General features: G+C 54.6%; 12 protein-coding genes. 2 read left to right on the top strand and 10 right to left on the bottom strand.

From position 1 onward, the window contains the following. Nucleotides 1-35: 35 nt before the first annotated feature. From secF to HCX89_RS03950, 10 genes are all read right to left on the bottom strand, one after another. The gene (gene secF, locus HCX89_RS03905; RefSeq protein WP_025887911.1) at nucleotides 36-923 is read right to left on the bottom strand and encodes a protein translocase subunit SecF; all 888 of its coding nucleotides are present in this window, start codon (nucleotides 921-923) and stop codon (nucleotides 36-38) included. A gap of 13 nt (nucleotides 924-936) precedes the next feature. Next, the gene (secD, locus tag HCX89_RS03910) at nucleotides 937-2,772 is read right to left on the bottom strand and encodes a protein translocase subunit SecD (protein WP_167715107.1); all 1,836 of its coding nucleotides are present in this window, start codon (nucleotides 2,770-2,772) and stop codon (nucleotides 937-939) included. A 119-nt stretch (nucleotides 2,773-2,891) separates the two neighbouring features. Continuing rightward, complete coding sequence (locus HCX89_RS03915) at nucleotides 2,892-3,461, bottom strand: hypothetical protein (RefSeq protein ID WP_148823150.1); 570 nt, start codon at nucleotides 3,459-3,461, stop codon at nucleotides 2,892-2,894. Nucleotides 3,462-3,567: 106 nt separating this feature from the next. After that, nucleotides 3,568-4,044 (bottom strand): transcription elongation factor GreA, encoded by a 477-nt coding sequence (greA, locus tag HCX89_RS03920; RefSeq protein WP_025887902.1) that lies wholly within the window; start codon nucleotides 4,042-4,044, stop codon nucleotides 3,568-3,570. Between the two features lie 244 nt (nucleotides 4,045-4,288). Then, entirely contained in the window at nucleotides 4,289-7,234 is a 2,946-nt protein-coding gene (locus tag HCX89_RS03925) for an alkaline phosphatase family protein (protein ID WP_254428341.1), read from the bottom strand. 163 nt (nucleotides 7,235-7,397) lie between these two features. Next, nucleotides 7,398-10,619, bottom strand: coding sequence for a carbamoyl-phosphate synthase large subunit (gene carB / locus HCX89_RS03930; protein WP_167715109.1), 3,222 nt, complete (start codon nucleotides 10,617-10,619; stop codon nucleotides 7,398-7,400). A gap of 23 nt (nucleotides 10,620-10,642) precedes the next feature. Continuing rightward, nucleotides 10,643-11,791, bottom strand: coding sequence for a glutamine-hydrolyzing carbamoyl-phosphate synthase small subunit (gene carA / locus HCX89_RS03935; protein WP_028780665.1), 1,149 nt, complete (start codon nucleotides 11,789-11,791; stop codon nucleotides 10,643-10,645). A gap of 188 nt (nucleotides 11,792-11,979) precedes the next feature. After that, nucleotides 11,980-12,798, bottom strand: a complete 819-nt coding sequence (dapB, locus tag HCX89_RS03940) for a 4-hydroxy-tetrahydrodipicolinate reductase (RefSeq protein WP_025009921.1) — start codon at nucleotides 12,796-12,798, stop codon at nucleotides 11,980-11,982. Nucleotides 12,799-12,857: 59 nt separating this feature from the next. Continuing rightward, the gene (locus HCX89_RS03945; protein WP_044733924.1) at nucleotides 12,858-13,475 is read right to left on the bottom strand and encodes an FKBP-type peptidyl-prolyl cis-trans isomerase; all 618 of its coding nucleotides are present in this window, start codon (nucleotides 13,473-13,475) and stop codon (nucleotides 12,858-12,860) included. A 158-nt stretch (nucleotides 13,476-13,633) separates the two neighbouring features. Next, nucleotides 13,634-14,428 (bottom strand): M48 family metallopeptidase, encoded by a 795-nt coding sequence (locus HCX89_RS03950; protein ID WP_096141565.1) that lies wholly within the window; start codon nucleotides 14,426-14,428, stop codon nucleotides 13,634-13,636. A gap of 248 nt (nucleotides 14,429-14,676) precedes the next feature. Here HCX89_RS03950 and HCX89_RS03955 point away from each other — a divergent pair, with 248 nt between their 5' ends. Beyond that, on the top strand, nucleotides 14,677-14,877 hold the full coding sequence (locus HCX89_RS03955) for a DUF1656 domain-containing protein (protein ID WP_025009920.1): 201 nt from the start codon (nucleotides 14,677-14,679) through the stop codon (nucleotides 14,875-14,877). A gap of 8 nt (nucleotides 14,878-14,885) precedes the next feature. After that, nucleotides 14,886-15,749 carry an HlyD family secretion protein gene (locus tag HCX89_RS03960; RefSeq protein ID WP_025009919.1) on the top strand — a complete coding sequence of 288 codons (864 nt, stop codon included), beginning with the start codon at nucleotides 14,886-14,888 and terminating at the stop codon, nucleotides 15,747-15,749. The last annotated feature ends 1 nt before the right edge of the window (nucleotide 15,750 follow it).

Below are 15,750 nucleotides of genomic sequence, written 5' to 3' on the forward strand. Positions count from 1 at the left end.
GGCGGATTAAATCAGTATTAATTGACGAGTTTCAATCAGGGTGTCTGGGTCACAGGCGTCACCCGATAATGCTCACTGGACAGCCCCAGCCATTCCGGCAATGAAGTACCAACCGATATCGATGAGAAGGTACCGGTCAACACCCCGATAAACATGGCGATGGAAAATCCTTCCAAGGGGCCTCCGCCCATGATCCACAGTGCTGAAATGGTCATCAGGGTAGTACCGGATGTCACCATGGTTCGGGCAAAAGTGGCCGCAATCGCCTGGTTATTGATGTCTTTTACCGCCAGCTTGGGTTTGGCAGCCAGCAATTCGCGGATCCTGTCAGCAATAATGATGGAATCGTTGAGCGAATATCCCAAAATGGCCAACACAGCCGCCAGCACAGTCAGGTTGAACTCCATCTGAGTGGCGGCGAAAAAAGCCAGCACAAAGATAACATCATGCACCAGAGCAAATACTGCGCCGGATGCCAGACGCCACTCAAAGCGGTAAGAGAGATACCCCAGAATACACAGCATTGCCACCAGCAAAGCCAAGCCGCCCTGCTCGGCCAACTCCTGGCCGACCTGAGGCCCGACTATGCTGGTATTGAGCACTTCAACATGAGTGTTCATCCCCGCCAGTACCTCCGGCAGTTCGGGCATACTCTGCCCGGCACTTGGCGCTGCATAACGCAGCACCCAGCGTCCCGGCTCACCGGCAGCAATCAGGCTGACTTCCTGGCCATAGGCCTGCTGCAACACAGGTTGCAGCGATTTGGCGCTGATTGAGCTGTCGATACGGATTTCACTGACCACGCCGCCGGTAAAATCCAGCCCCCAGTTGAGCCCCTTGACGGCAATCACACTGATGGACACTATCATCAAAATCACGGAAACCGCGCTGCTGAAATAACGCCACTTGGTTGCATTTTTCATATTAATCATAATATTAAACCCTCACGTCGCGGCTGAAGTTCTTGCCATAAACCAGATTGATAATCGCCCTTGAGGCAAAAATCCCGGTGAACATACTGGTCAACAACCCCAGCCCCAGCGTCAGCGCAAACCCCTGAATAGGACCATTACCTATGGCGTATAGCACTACAGCAGTGATCATAGTGGTGAAGTTGGCATCGAAAATGGTGGAGAAGGCGCTGTCAAAGCCCTTGTCAATGGCGTGCGCCAATGCCCTCCCCTCACGAAGCTTGTCGCGGATCCGCTCGAAAATCAGCACATTGGTATCCACCGCCATTCCCACTGTCAGCACCAAACCGGCAATCCCGGGGAGAGTCAGTACCGCACCTGGGATCAAAGCCAGCAAGCCAAACAGCAACACCATGTTAGCCAGCAACGCCAGGTTGGCGACCCAGCCAAGCCTGCGATACCAAAGCGCCATAAACACCAGGGTGATCCCCATGCCGAGCGCCAGGGCGGCAAAGCCATTGTGAATATTCTCTGCCCCCAGCGTCGGGCCTATGGTGCGCTCTTCAACTATGGTGACAGGCGCAGTCATAGAACCGGCCCGCAGCAAAAGAGCTAGTTGCTGCGCATCCTGATAACTACCGGCGCCGGTTATCCGAAAACGCTCCGGCAGCACAGACTGAATGGTGGCGACACTGATAATTTCATTGCTTTGCACTGCCTTGCCGTTGGCATCGCGACTGTACTCACTGTATGCCGTGGCCATAGGTTTACCGATATGGCCTCGGGAGAAGTCGGTCATACGGCGGCCGCCTTCACTGTCCAGGGTAATATTCACCTCTGCAGCGCCCATTTCTCCTATTCCGGCACGGGCATCGACAATATGCTCGCCGGTCAGCACAGGTTTACGTGCCACGGGCACAGGATTGCCGGACTTGTCTTTAATCAAGATGGCGCCGGTGGCACTATCCTTAACCTCATAGAAGGCCAGAGTCGCGGTCGCCCCTATCACGCTCTTGGCGGCCGCCGGGTCTTGAACACCGGGCAGCTCGATACGGATGCGGCTCTCGCCCTGACGCTGCACCAAGGCTTCGGTGATCCCCAGTTCCTCAATTCGGGTACGCATGATCTGCAGATTTTGCTGCACCGTCAGATTACGCAGGTTGATTTTCTCGGCCTCCGTCAGCACCAGCTTGAGTTGACTGTTATTGCTGCTCACCTGCCAGAGTGGGTATTGCCTGGCCATAAACTGCCGCACCTCGGCGCGAGCCGCCTCTGGCATAACCACTGTCAGTTGCTCTTCAGCGCCCTGACGCACACTCAAGCCTCGGATCCCTTGCTCTCTGGCAAAGGCACGCAGGGCATCGGCCAGTGAACTTCCCTGGGTTTGATACACAGGGGTGATATCCACATCCAACAAGAACTGCACCCCGCCACGAAGATCCAGCCCCAACTTAATGGGTTCAAACCCCATGCCGAGCAACCACTCGGGCGCCGCTGGGCTCAAAGCCAGAGTGAGTTCAGCGGGATCTTTGGCACGACCGGCCAGCAAGGATTTGGCCAAAGTCTGTTGGCCTTCATCATTGAGAATAATCAGGGTTTGCTGATCTTTGCTGTCCAGGCGCTTGACTTGAATATCGGCCTTGGCCAGTTCAGAAACTATCTGGGTCGGAGATAAGTCCAGTCCAGCCTTGGGGGAAATTTGCACCGCGGCATCTTCACCATACCAAGTCGGCAAGGCGCTCAGTGCCATCACCACCAGGGTGACTACCAGTACCAGATATTTCCAGGCGCTGTAGTGATTAAGCAGTTTTTTAGGCTGGCGCCCGCGGCCATTACTCTTTAATAATGAGTCAGTTATCATATTTATGCTCTCTTTTCGACTCGTGGCTTAAGCCACATATCACAGTCGCAGCCATCCAATGAAGGAGTGACTGACAACAGATGAAGTGAAACCCGGACAGAAAAGCCCGGTAGAGAGCGTCAGGCGGCTTGCTGACTGAAGCGATAGCGGAGGTTGGCGTCTTTCCAGCCCCCAAGGCGCAAACCGGCTCCTGGGTGCTTTAAGGTCCAATACTGCTCAATAGGCAATTGCTCGGCAAAACCTATGCTGAGCACAGGCGCCGGTGGCATAGCGATTTCAAACGCCAATTCATAGGGTGGCTCGGCCACATCATGCGGAGCGGCCGTGCTGAGGCAGCGCTGGCAGGCTCCGGGCGCCGAATAGAGTTGGTCGCCCTGCTCGGAGCGCAGCAACTTGGATAAGTGAGACAGGGAAACCTTGCCATCCACCTTTTCTCTGTCGGCAGCATCATGCTTACCAAGCTTATGATGCAGGGACTCCTGGGATTGGGGCTCTTGACCAAGAGACGCTGACAACACTGCAGAAGACGGCTCTTTGTCAGCATCTTGTTGCTGACTGAGCTCGGGTAAGGCTTGCTCAAACGCCTTCCAGGTTGCATCAGAGGCAATCCCGGAATACACATTGCCCAGCAGACCTATGGCGATCAGCAGGGTAAAGAGGCGCATGATTCTCAGCAAGGTGTTATCCATAAACAGGGTTATTTGGGCGGATGCTAGTCTTTCAAGCCCTGACGGGCAAATTAAACTTTGTCCATCTTGCACAAAAAAGCCGCCCGGAGGCGGCTTGATAACGCAATCAGATATATTCGACGGCGACCACTTCATACTCTGCCAGGCCACCGGGAGTTTGGATGTTGACTTCATCCCCCAGATTTTTGCCGATAAGGCCACGGGCAATGGGTGAGTTCACCGAGATCAGGTTCTCTTTGATATTAGCCTCATCGTCACCGACAATGCGGTAAGTCACTTCAGCATCTGTGTCCAGATTCAGTATGGTCACAGTGGCGCCAAAGATGATCCGGCCATTGTTGGGCATCTTGGTCACATCAATGATCTGGGCATTGGACAGTTTGCCTTCGATATCGCGGATACGGGCTTCGCAAATGCCCTGCTCTTCACGGGCTGCATGGTATTCCGCGTTTTCTTTCAAATCCCCCAGTTCACGCGCCGCGGCAATTGCCTCGGTGATCTTGGGACGGCGATCAAACTTGAGTATATCCAGTTCTTTGCGCAACTGTTCTGCCCCAACCAGGGTCATGGGAACCTTGTTCATAATCTCTTTCGTCTCCTGTCAAACAAAAGCAGCCTCCGTCGGCCTAAGGCCAACAGAGACTCATTTTCCGGGTGAATGGGCGCCATTTTGTCAGCGGCGCCAGGGATGCATAGCGGAATACCGGGGAATACACCGGCTAAAACTCAATTCATCTTGGCTACAAGCTTACCTAAGCCATGGCTGGCTTGCCAGCCATGGCGACAAAAATCTCTGTTTCTGTGGCACCGACGATGGGAAATTCATCTCAGTTAAGACTCGAAAGCACAGAGGGATAACCCCAACCATTGTTTCCTACCTCGACCTGCTCACCGGTAAGGTACTGATACAAGGTCGGTGCCAGTGAGCCGTTATCCAGCGGCCCCAATCTCTGGCCGGGTTTGATCGTCTCGCCCCAGAAACCTATGAAGGCATCTTTTTCCAGATAATGCTCGCCCGCATGACGCCCCGGTACCAGGGTGTTGTAGCCAAACCCCTCTTTGGGGAAGAGATTGATGGTGCCGGCCCTGTCTTCATCATAGAGATGTGCCAGTTGCACCACGGCATCGGGTCTGGGACTCATGGCCGCCAGGCTGCGCCACTGCTCGGCGCTGCAGCCTTTGGCACTCCCCAGGCACAGTTCGAGCAGTTGTTGCTTGACCGATAACTGAACATCAGACAGCGGCGTCAGATAAGGGTTGCTCTGAGCCAGTGCCAGCAGCTCAGGCGCGCCTTTAGCATCCAGCGCCTGATAACGGATAACGCCCGACTCGCGACTGATCATTTCATCGCGGCGCTGCCCGTTTCTGTATCCCACCAAACGCACAGAGCAGCTATCAAGCGTACAATCGCTTTGGCGCACCACAAGATAATCCAGCGATTCCTGCAACTCATCGGCAAGCAGGCTGACCATATCCAGCGCCTTGCCTTCTCTGACCTTAAAACGGGTCAACTCTTGATACAGGGGTTGCACCTGCCAACCTCGGTCCGAGTTAAAGAAGTCCAGCATATAGTTGCCACCGGCAGTGGAGGCTATCACCAAATCTACCCCATGCAGTGAAGGCGGATTGAGGTTGTTGGTTATCTTGGGGCCTTCCCCTTCATCAGAGGAGATTTTGCTTATCTTGAGCTCGACCCCGCGTTGCTTGAGCGCATCTTGCAGCACCAGTTCGGGGTTAAGGGTGTGATACACAGGTGCCAAACCATGATCGCCGGCCATGCCCCACAGCGTCTGCGGATAGATACCCGCGTCCCGATACACCTTGTCCAGACGGCCGAGCCAGTAATCGAGCCGGTTAAGCTCACCGGTCGGCGCTATGATTTCATCGCTGAACGGCCCCTTGAAATGGGCGAAGTGATCCGGCCAGGGGTTATAAATAAGCAGATAGTCCGGCATTGCCTGCTCACTCAGCAAGGCCAGCTCATTGAGCTGTTCATTGAGCTTGGCCCGCAAGCTCATGCGGGAAAACAGCCGCCAGGCGCCCATCTTGTCGTAGGCCTCGAGTTGCTCTCGAACCGCCGCAACTCTATGTTGCAAGCCCTTTTCGGCTTCGGCGCGCAGCGACAACTCATTGAGACAGCGCTGCTCGCCAAAATCACGGATCGCTTCCCCCAGTCCCAGATTGACCAGGGCATCGAAACTGGTCTGGGCGTTCCAGTCATATTGGGCGTTGCAGTTTAAGGTCTTGAGATAGTTCAGTCGGTCGAACATGGTGCGCATGCCGCGGCTCTCCGCCAGATTTTCGAGCTGCAGGGCATCATTGCCGAAGAAGTAATAGGCCCGATCACGGGTGCGATCGACAAAGTGAAAATTGGGGATCCCTGTGCCGCCCTGGCCGGACACTGCGGCGCCTGTCTTGATAATCGGCAGATTGCGCACACTGATGGTAGGCGTGGAAGAGATACCACCTGTGGCTATGCCATTTTCACTCCGGCGATAGAGTGCCTTGAAAAACGGCAGATAGTACTGGTCGGTGGCGCCATGTTTCACCAACTGACGCAAAAAGTCCTGCTTGGGAGTGTGCTGCGGCCGCCCCATGGCTGACGCGGGCGAGAGTTGCGACAAAGCCACATCCCTGACTAGTACTTCTTTGAGATAAGGGCCGGAATTGGGCGCGACCAACGCCTGCATCAGTCCCTGGCTCAAGCCATCTACCGTTATCTGCACCGCTCTTGGGCGTTGATTCCAACTTGCCAAAAAGTCACTCAGCCCCTTGGGATCTTCCTTGAGACTGGCCTGCATCCAGGCAGAAAAGGCCTTGGCCCGCTGCGCCGGTAATGCATATTGGCGATAGGCCTTGAGCACATTGAGACGGACAAAGTCGATAAGGGTGACGGTTATCGCCTGCGCCTTGTTGTTTACCTTGGCGGCATTTTCCGCCTTGCCATCTTCAATAATCAGCTCGAGGGCGCTGCGCATATCCCCCTCTGGCAGACTGCCGACATACTTGCCAATCTCATTGATGATCAGCGGCTGAATGTCGGCAATCAGCGCCAGATCTTCAGGGCTATCGCCAAGATAGCGGTAATGCTCCGGCAGTTTCTTGCCAAGGGCCCAGTTATCATTGTTGAACAGGCGATCATAGACAGTCACCAACATGGCAACCAACTGGCGATTGAGCGTCATGCCCTCGCGTCTGTCATTGGCTTCGGCGGTCGGTTCGGTGTTGTCTTTGACCTGCTCCTCCAGGCTGAACAGCGAATGCTGCCAGGGGGCGATTTGCTCCTTGCCGTATTGGCTCAGCAGATAATCCCGGAACTGATCCCGGTTTTCGGCGCGGCTGTATCTGTCGTAAAAAAGGTAGAGAAAATGCCCAAGGGGGATGCTGTAGAAAGGATCCGACAGCCGGGCTATGACCCTGGTCTTGGTCGGCGCATCGAGCGGCAGCGTTAAAATGTAGGCATCCAGGCTCATACCGGCAACGGAAAATATCGCCAGATCGCGCCCAGTGGTGACACTGAGCTCCAACCCTTTAAACAACTGCTTTTGCAACAGATCGCCGCCGTGATACAAGGGCGCCACCAAAGGCACAGTGTTGATATCGGCCAGCACGCCGTTACTGCCGAGGCTCAAAGCCAAGCCAAAACTCAAGGCAAGAGCCTGTGCTTTGCTCCGCCGGTTGAACAGCCCTTTGACGCGCCCCGCAACGTTTTCCCGGCCCTTGGGCTCCTTTGAGACAGACTCGAGTATCATCACTTCCTTTCCCTGAAACATCTTGATTGCAGCGTCTTAAATGAAACGCCTTGATAGTGGGCGAGTTTAGCAAGAGCCGCCAAGATCCCAAAGCCAAGGAATTTGACCCAAATCATCCGGTCTACAAAAAAACAGGCCACCCTAATGGGTGGCCTGGTCACTTTCAGTTACTGACTGACAGCGTTTACTTGTTGACCCTGGCGTGCAGTTCCTGCACAGAGGCAACATTGCTTCTGTCGTCGGCATCATGGGCCATACAGGTTGCAAAAGCCGCATTCATGGTGGTGGTGTAATTCACCTTGTGCTGCAGCGCGCCGCGGCGCAGCTGTCTGGAATCCTCGATGGCCTGACGACCCTCTGTGGTATTCACTATATAGGTGTATTCACCGTTCTTGATCCGGTCAAGAATGTGTGGACGACCTTCATGCACCTTGTTCACCAGGCGGGGATTGATACCCGCTTCACCCAGCACCACAGCCGTGCCGTGGGTGGCATCCAGCTCATAGCCGAGTTCAATCAGCTTGGCCGCCAGATCCGAAACCCGCTTCTTGTCGCTGTGACGAACAGACAACAGGGCGCGGCCTGACTTGGGCACATCCTTCACTGAGCCCAGTTGCGCCTTGGCGTAGGCTTCGGCGAAGGTATCACCCACACCCATCACCTCACCGGTAGAGCGCATTTCAGGGCCGAGCAGAGGGTCAACACCCGGGAACTTGTTGAACGGCAGAACCACTTCTTTCACTGAGTAGTAAGGCGGGATCACTTCCCGAGTATGTTGCTGTTCGGCCAGTGAAGTACCGGCCATTACCCGGGCGGCAATCTTGGCCAGGGGCACACCTGTGGCCTTGGAAACGAAAGGCACTGTGCGGGCGGCGCGCGGATTTACCTCAATCAGGTAAATCACGTCGCTCTTGACCGCAAACTGCACGTTCATCAGACCGACAACGCCCAGCTCCAGCGCCAGCTTGCGTACCTGCTCGCGCATCTCGTCCTGAATAGCCTTGGAGAGAGTGTAAGGAGGCAGTGAACAACCTGAGTCACCTGAGTGAACACCGGCCTGCTCGATATGCTCCATGATGCCGCCGATAACCACGTCCTTGCCATCGCAAACAGCATCCACATCCACTTCGGTGGCGTCATCCAAGAAGCGATCCAGCAGTACCGGCGACTCGTTGGATACACTGACGGCTTCGTTGAAGTAACGGCGCAGATCCTGCTCGTCGTAAACGATTTCCATCGCCCGGCCACCCAGAACATAGGAGGGACGAACCACCAGAGGATAACCTATACGCTCGGCATCCAGTACCGCCTGCTCCAGGTTGGTCACTGTGCTGTTTTCAGGCTGTTTCAGCCCCAAACGCTCAACCGCTTGTTGGAAGCGCTCACGGTCTTCGGCGCGGTCGATGGCATCCGGGCTGGTCCCTATGATGGGCACACCTGCGGCTTCCAGGGCGCGGGCCAGTTTCAGTGGCGTTTGGCCACCATACTGCACGATAACCCCTTTGGGCTGCTCAACCCGCACGATTTCCAGTACGTCTTCCAGGGTAACAGGTTCAAAGTAGAGTCTGTCAGAGGTGTCATAGTCGGTGGAAACGGTTTCAGGGTTACAGTTAACCATGATGGTTTCATAGCCGTCTTCACGCATCGCCAGCGCTGCGTGCACACAGCAGTAGTCGAACTCGATACCCTGACCGATACGGTTGGGGCCGCCACCTATCACCATGATCTTGTCTTTATCGGACGGATTGGCCTCACACTCTTCCTCGTAGGTGGAGTACATGTAGGCGGTATCCGTGGCGAACTCGGCGGCGCAGGTATCTACCCGCTTGTAGACAGGGAAGAGCTCATACTTGTGACGCAGTTTGCGCACTTCACTTTCAGAAACCCCCAGCAGTGACGCCAGGCGCGCATCGGAGAAACCTTTGCGCTTCAGTTTGCGCAGGAATTCCTGGGAAAGACCGCTCCAGCCACCTTCCTTGACCTTCTCTTCCTGCAGCACCAGATCTTCAATCTGCACCAGGAACCAAGGGTCTATGTTGGTGATGCGGCGAATACCTTCCATGGACATACCGGCGCGGAAAGCATCGGCGATATACCAAGGACGCTCAGGGCCCACATCCTGCAACTCGTAACGTATCTTGGCCAGGGCTTCCGGCTCGTTGATATCCACGATAGGGTCAAAACCTGTCATCCCGGTTTCCAGGCCGCGCAGAGCTTTTTGCATCGACTCCTGGAAGGTACGGCCGATGGCCATCACTTCACCGACAGACTTCATCTGAGTGGTCAGGCGGTCGTTGGAGCCGGCAAACTTCTCGAAGTTGAAACGAGGGATTTTGGTAACCACATAGTCGATAGAGGGCTCGAACGAAGCCGGGGTCAGACCGCCGGTAATGTCGTTCATCAGCTCATCCAGGGTAAAGCCCACCGCCAGCTTGGCCGCAACCTTGGCAATCGGGAAACCGGTCGCCTTGGAGGCCAGCGCAGATGAGCGCGATACCCTTGGGTTCATCTCGATGATCACCATGCGACCATCTTTGGGGTTAATACCAAACTGCACGTTGGAGCCACCGGTTTCAACGCCGATTTCCCGAAGCACCGCCATGGAGGCGTTACGCATCAGTTGATATTCTTTGTCGGTCAAGGTCTGGGCCGGTGCCACTGTAATGGAGTCACCTGTGTGCACGCCCATGGGGTCAAAGTTTTCGATGGCGCAGACTATGATGCAGTTGTCGTTGCGATCGCGCACCACTTCCATCTCATACTCTTTCCAGCCAATCAGCGACTCGTCAATCAGCAGCTCATTGGTCGGCGACAAATCCAGACCCCGGGTACAGATCTCTTCAAACTCTTCGACGTTGTATGCGATACCGCCGCCGCTGCCGCCCATGGTGAAAGAGGGCCGAATGATGCAGGGGAAGCCCACTTCATTCAGCACCTTGTGCGCATCTTCCATGCTGTGGGCAATACCGGCACGGGGACACTCGAGGCCGATACTCTTCATCGCCTTGTCGAAACGGGCACGATCTTCGGCCTTGTCGATGGCATCGGCAGTGGCACCGATCATCTCGACGTCAAACTCTTTCAACACGCCTTTGGCTTCCAGTTCCAGGGCACAGTTCAGTGCCGTCTGGCCGCCCATGGTTGGCAGAATCGCATCGGGGCGTTCTTTGGCGATAATGTTGCGCACCACTTCCCAGTGGATAGGCTCGATGTAAGTGGCATCGGCCATTTCCGGGTCTGTCATGATGGTTGCAGGGTTGGAGTTCACCAGAATAACCCGGTAACCCTCTTCTCTCAGCGCCTTACAGGCCTGGGCTCCCGAATAGTCAAACTCACAGGCCTGACCGATAACGATTGGGCCGGCACCCAGGATAAGAATACTTTGGATATCAGTACGTTTTGGCATTTTCTTCTATCTTCTCCCGGCGATTACAGCTTGACTTGGTGACGGTATTGCTCAATCAGTTCGATAAAGTGATCGAACAGAGGCGCACAATCGTGCGGCCCCGGACTCGCTTCAGGGTGGCCCTGGAAGCTGAAGGCCGGCTTGTCTGTCAGGTGGATCCCTTGCAGTGAGCCATCAAACAGCGACTTGTGAGTCACCCTGATGTTGGCAGGCAATGTGGCTTCATCGGCAGCAAAACCATGGTTCTGGCTGGTAATCATCACAGTGCCTTTGTCAATATCGCTTACCGGGTGGTTAGCACCGTGGTGACCAAACTTCATCTTCAGCGTCTTGGCACCATTGGCCAGTGCCAGCAGTTGGTGGCCAAGGCAGATGCCGAATACCGGGATATCGGTTTCGAGAATTTGCTGAATCGCCTTGATGGCGTAGTCACATGGCTCCGGGTCACCGGGGCCGTTGGAGAGGAATACCCCATCCGGTGCCATCGCCAGCACTTCACTGGCAGGCGTTTGTGCAGGAACCACAGTCACATCACAGCCTCTGTCTACCAGCATTCGCAGTATGTTCTGCTTCACGCCATAGTCATAAGCCACTACCTTGTACTTGAGTTCTGACTCGGGAGTATCGACCGGCAGGCCGCTCTCCAAACGCCAGGTTCCCTTGCGCCAGGTGTAAGACTTGTCGGTCGTCACTTCCTTGGCCAAGTCCATGCCTTTCAGCCCAGGGAAGGCCTTGGCGGCGGCCAGCGCCTTGTCTACGTCCTGTTCACCCACCAGAATGCAACCGGCCTGAGCGCCCTTCTCCCGTAGAATACGGGTCAGCTTACGGGTGTCGATATCGGCGATACCGACTACCTTGTTGGCTTTGAGGTAATCACTGAGGGATTGTTGGTTACGGAAGTTACTGGCGAGGAGGGGAAGATCACGAATAATAAGACCACAGGCATGAACTGCATCGGATTCTGTGTCTTCATCGTTGGTACCGGTATTACCGATATGTGGGTAGGTTAGAGTTACTATCTGGCGAGAATAAGATGGATCGGTGAGGATTTCTTGATATCCGGTCATCGAAGTGTTAAAAACAACTTCTCCAACTGCAATACCATCGGCACCTATTGCTGTGCCGGAAAATACGCTTCCATCTTCGAGTACGAGTAAGGCAGACTTTGTCAACGCGACCTCCGAGAAAAGAGCCAAGCCACTGAAATATAATATTTTTATCTTTGTTTAAAGTACCAATTTCCGCTAAAATACGAAATTTTGACAAATTCCGAGCATCCTACACGAGAAATGACAATCCGTCTATAGCTTGGCGGACGAATTCGAAAAAAAACCGCCGATTGGCGGTTTTTTAAATAATGTCACAGGGGTTTCAACCCCAATACCTGTTGCATGTCGTAGAGCCCGGCATCCTGTTCCTGTAGCCAAAGTGCCGCACGCATGGCACCGTTGGCAAAGGTCATTCGGCTGGAAGCCTTGTGAGTGATCTCCAAACGCTCGCCCATATCGGCAAACATGGCGGTATGCTCACCCACCAAGTCGCCCGCCCTGATAGTGGCAAAACCTATGGTGTCGCGCTCACGCTCGCCGGTGATCCCTTCGCGGCCATAAACGGCCACTTTTTCCAGATCCCGCCCCAGCGTGTTGGCAATCACTTCCCCCATCTTCAAGGCGGTACCTGAAGGAGCATCCTTCTTGTGTCTGTGATGACCTTCGATGATCTCTATGTCGGTATAATCACCCATGACTTCCGCAGCCAGTTCCAGCAGCTTCCACATTAGGTTAACCCCAACCGACATATTGGGTGCCAAGACCACAGGCATCTGCTCGGCAAAGGCCTCAATCTGCGCCTTTTGCGCCGAGTTGAAACCTGTAGTGCCTATCACTATCGCCTTATGATGGCGGGCACACCAATCCAGATTGCTGAGGGTGCCTTCCGGGCTGGTGAAATCCACCAACACATCGAAGTCATCGGCAACCTGATCCAGGCTATCGCTGACCCGGACATGGAGACAACCGACTCCGGCCAACTCTCCGGCATCGACTCCCACCAGAGTCGAGCCTGCGCGCTCGATGGCCGCGCCCAGAATGATCCGGCTGGAATGCGCGGCCGCTTCTATCAGGGTACGCCCCATACGGCCGCTGCTTCCGGCAACCGCAACTCTGACATGTCCACTCATAACTTTCTCCACATACAGGCTAAAAAAATCGCCTGAGTCAGACTCAAGCGATTTTGGTATTACAGAATGTCCAGCAATTCCACTTCAAAAACCAGAGTGGAATAAGGCGGGATAGCCGCCCCGGCACCGCGCTCGCCGTAGGCCAGGTGATGCGGTACATACAGCTTGTACTTGGCGCCAACCGGCATCAATTGCAGCGCTTCGGTCCAACCGGCAATCACGCCGGAAACCGGAAATTCGGCAGGCTGACCACGGGTCACTGAACTGTCGAATACTTTACCGTCGATAAAGGTACCGTGATAGTGAGTACGAACATTGGAATCATAGCTTGGCTTCGCGCCTGAGCCTTCGTTGATGATTTCGTACTGCAGACCTGATTCGGTAGTCACCACACCTTCACGCTTGGCGTTTTCAGCCAGGAAAGCATTGCCTTCGGCAGAAGCGGCTTCGGCAGCCTCTTCCTGAGCCTTTTGCAGACGCTGGCTGATTTCAGAGAAAGCAACCTGCAGATCTTCCAGGGAAACAACACTCTCTTTGCCGTCAAATGCATCGGCCAGACCGGCTTGAACGGCTGGAATATCCAGACCTTCAAAAGAGTTGGCGGCCAGTTGCTCACCCAACTGGCGACCTACGCCGTAGCTGGCTTGTTGTTCAACACTGGTGAACTTATCAGACATAATCAGTTTACTCTCAGTTTATCTGTGAATTTTTCGCGGCACAGTGTAACACTTATCCGGGTCCAAGTGTTGCGCTTATTCGTATCCTTGGGGTTTGTTCATTCGCCTGGCCTCAGCCGAAATGGGCTGAGGGCCAAACAAGCCGACTTTCATACACCTCATCTTTGGCAAGAGCGAAACTTGCCCTTGCTCGCCTGATAGAGCGGCATCATCTGCGCTTGTAAATCACGCAACTGGGCAATGCGGTTCTCATTGGATGGATGAGTCGATAAGAGCTCCGGCCCCTGACTGCCACCCGCCTTGGCCATGTTTTGCCACAAGGTCACCCCGGCTCTGGGATCGAAGCCGGCCCTGGCCATCAGCTCCAGCCCCATCACATCGGCCTCGGATTCCTGCGCCCGGCCATAGGGTAAGATATAACCCACCTGCACCCCGAGCCCCAAGGCCGCCATGTAGAGATCGGCGTTGGCTATCTGGCCCATCCCCAATGCTGCTCCGGCCAACTGCATACCGGTATTGCTGAGTTGGGCCCGCGAGGCCTGCTCATTGCCGTGCTGCGCCAGCACATGGGCTATCTCATGACCAATAACAGTCGCCAGTTGATCTTCATTGTTGGCCACCTTGAGAAGCCCGGTATAGACACCTATATGGCCACCGGGCAGGGCAAAAGCGTTGACCTGATCCGAGTCAAACAGCACCCATTGCCAATGTTGCTGCGGCAACAAAGAGGTAATACGCTGCGCCACGCAGGCAACATAGGCACTGGCCGCTTTGTCCTGGCTCTGCTTCTCCTTTGCTTTTATCTGCTCGAAAGAGGCGGTGCCCATCTGGTTTATCTGCTCGGGCGAAAACAGTAGCATCTGCGAGCGCCCGGTGGGCGACTGGGTAGTGGAGCAACCCGAGAGCGAGCCCATAAAGAGTATGGCCAGCAGGCCGAGAATTCGGTTATTCATCTTTTATCTTCCGGTGATAAAGTTTCCCGGGATTTTACCTCAGTGTTACAAGCAAGCACAGCTTGCCGTATCGCCAAAGGATTGGCCGACTCAAAAGTCATTTCCGCTCACAGCCAAGGCGTGAAAAAAGTTGACCTCAAGCCTATCTGGCACGAAACTGGATAGCAGACTGGGATACGGAAAAACGCCGTTACCCGCTTATAAGTCACTCATTATCATTGGCCTTTTTATAGGATCCAACTCATACAATGCTTGAAGAATTAGCCTTGGGAGGATTGCTGTTCAGTCCTTTGGTTCTCTTCGCACCTCTTGCGCTCGTACTCTGGTTTCTGACCAGACTGGTCCTTCACTGGACCGGGCTGTATGCAAAAATCTGGCGAGTGGCCTGGTTCGAAGTCGCCCTGTTCGTGTGCTATCTGGCACTGATTATCTACCTGTTTGAGAATTGACACTTACCATGGCAAAAGTACTGCGCATCTCCATTACCCTGCTTCTCGTGCTGGCCGCCATAGTGGCCGGATACTGGATTTGGAATCACTACCTCTATTCACCCTGGACCCGTGACGGCCGGGTGCGGGCCGAAGTGATTACGCTCTCGGCCGATGTCTCCGGCTGGGTAACCCAACTGAATGTTAGGGATAACCAGCAAGTCAAAGCCGGCGATCTGCTGTTTCAGGTAGATGATACCCGTTATCAGGCCACCAGTACCGAATTGGCCGCCGAGCTGGAAAACAAACTCTATGCCTGGGAACTGGCCAAACACAAATATGAGCGGCGCAAGAATCTCACCGGCCGCGAGGTGATCAGCGAAGAAGATTTGGAAACGGCACGGATCAACACTGAGTTGGCCAAAGCCAGCTACAACCTGGCAAAGGCCAGACTCGACAGCAGCAAAATAGATCTGCAGCGCACCCAGGTCCACTCCCCCGCCGATGGCACCATAATCAACCTCAGCCTGCGTCAGGGCAACTATGTCAACCAGGGCAAGGCGGTATTGTCTCTGGTTAAACAAGGCTCTTTCTATGTCACAGGTTACTTTGAAGAAACCAAGCTGCCGCTGATAAAGATAGGCCAAAAGGCCAAAATCAGCCTGATGAGTGGTGGCGAGCCGCTCAGGGGCGAAGTAGTTAGCATAGGCAAGGCGATTGCCGACACCAATACCAATGCCAATGGCCAACTGCTGCCGCAAATTCAACAGAGCTTCAACTGGGTCAGGCTGGCACAGAGGATCCCTGTAGATATCAAGCTGGACCCGGCTTCAGAAGAACGTGAACTCAGCGCCGGAATGACGGTTTCCATCCAACTGCAAGCCGAAGAATAAC

The organism is Shewanella sp. Iso12 (genome assembly GCF_012030025.1).
Lineage (GTDB): Bacteria > Pseudomonadota > Gammaproteobacteria > Enterobacterales > Shewanellaceae > Shewanella > Shewanella algae.

What these genes read in the sequence shown, in the direction of transcription:
- secD (WP_167715107.1), bottom strand. Translation starts at nt 2,772, where the DNA reads ATGATAACTGACTCATTATTAAAGAGTAATGGCCGCGGGCGCCAGCCT.
- HCX89_RS03945 (WP_044733924.1), bottom strand. Translation starts at nt 13,475, where the DNA reads ATGTCTGATAAGTTCACCAGTGTTGAACAACAAGCCAGCTACGGCGTA.
- HCX89_RS03960 (WP_025009919.1), top strand. Translation starts at nt 14,886, where the DNA reads ATGGCAAAAGTACTGCGCATCTCCATTACCCTGCTTCTCGTGCTGGCC.
- HCX89_RS03950 (WP_096141565.1), bottom strand. Translation starts at nt 14,428, where the DNA reads ATGAATAACCGAATTCTCGGCCTGCTGGCCATACTCTTTATGGGCTCG.
- carB (WP_167715109.1), bottom strand. Translation starts at nt 10,619, where the DNA reads ATGCCAAAACGTACTGATATCCAAAGTATTCTTATCCTGGGTGCCGGC.
- HCX89_RS03925 (WP_254428341.1), bottom strand. Translation starts at nt 7,234, where the DNA reads ATGTTTCAGGGAAAGGAAGTGATGATACTCGAGTCTGTCTCAAAGGAG.
- greA (WP_025887902.1), bottom strand. Translation starts at nt 4,044, where the DNA reads ATGAACAAGGTTCCCATGACCCTGGTTGGGGCAGAACAGTTGCGCAAA.
- dapB (WP_025009921.1), bottom strand. Translation starts at nt 12,798, where the DNA reads ATGAGTGGACATGTCAGAGTTGCGGTTGCCGGAAGCAGCGGCCGTATG.
- HCX89_RS03955 (WP_025009920.1), top strand. Translation starts at nt 14,677, where the DNA reads ATGCTTGAAGAATTAGCCTTGGGAGGATTGCTGTTCAGTCCTTTGGTT.
- secF (WP_025887911.1), bottom strand. Translation starts at nt 923, where the DNA reads ATGAAAAATGCAACCAAGTGGCGTTATTTCAGCAGCGCGGTTTCCGTG.
- HCX89_RS03915 (WP_148823150.1), bottom strand. Translation starts at nt 3,461, where the DNA reads ATGGATAACACCTTGCTGAGAATCATGCGCCTCTTTACCCTGCTGATC.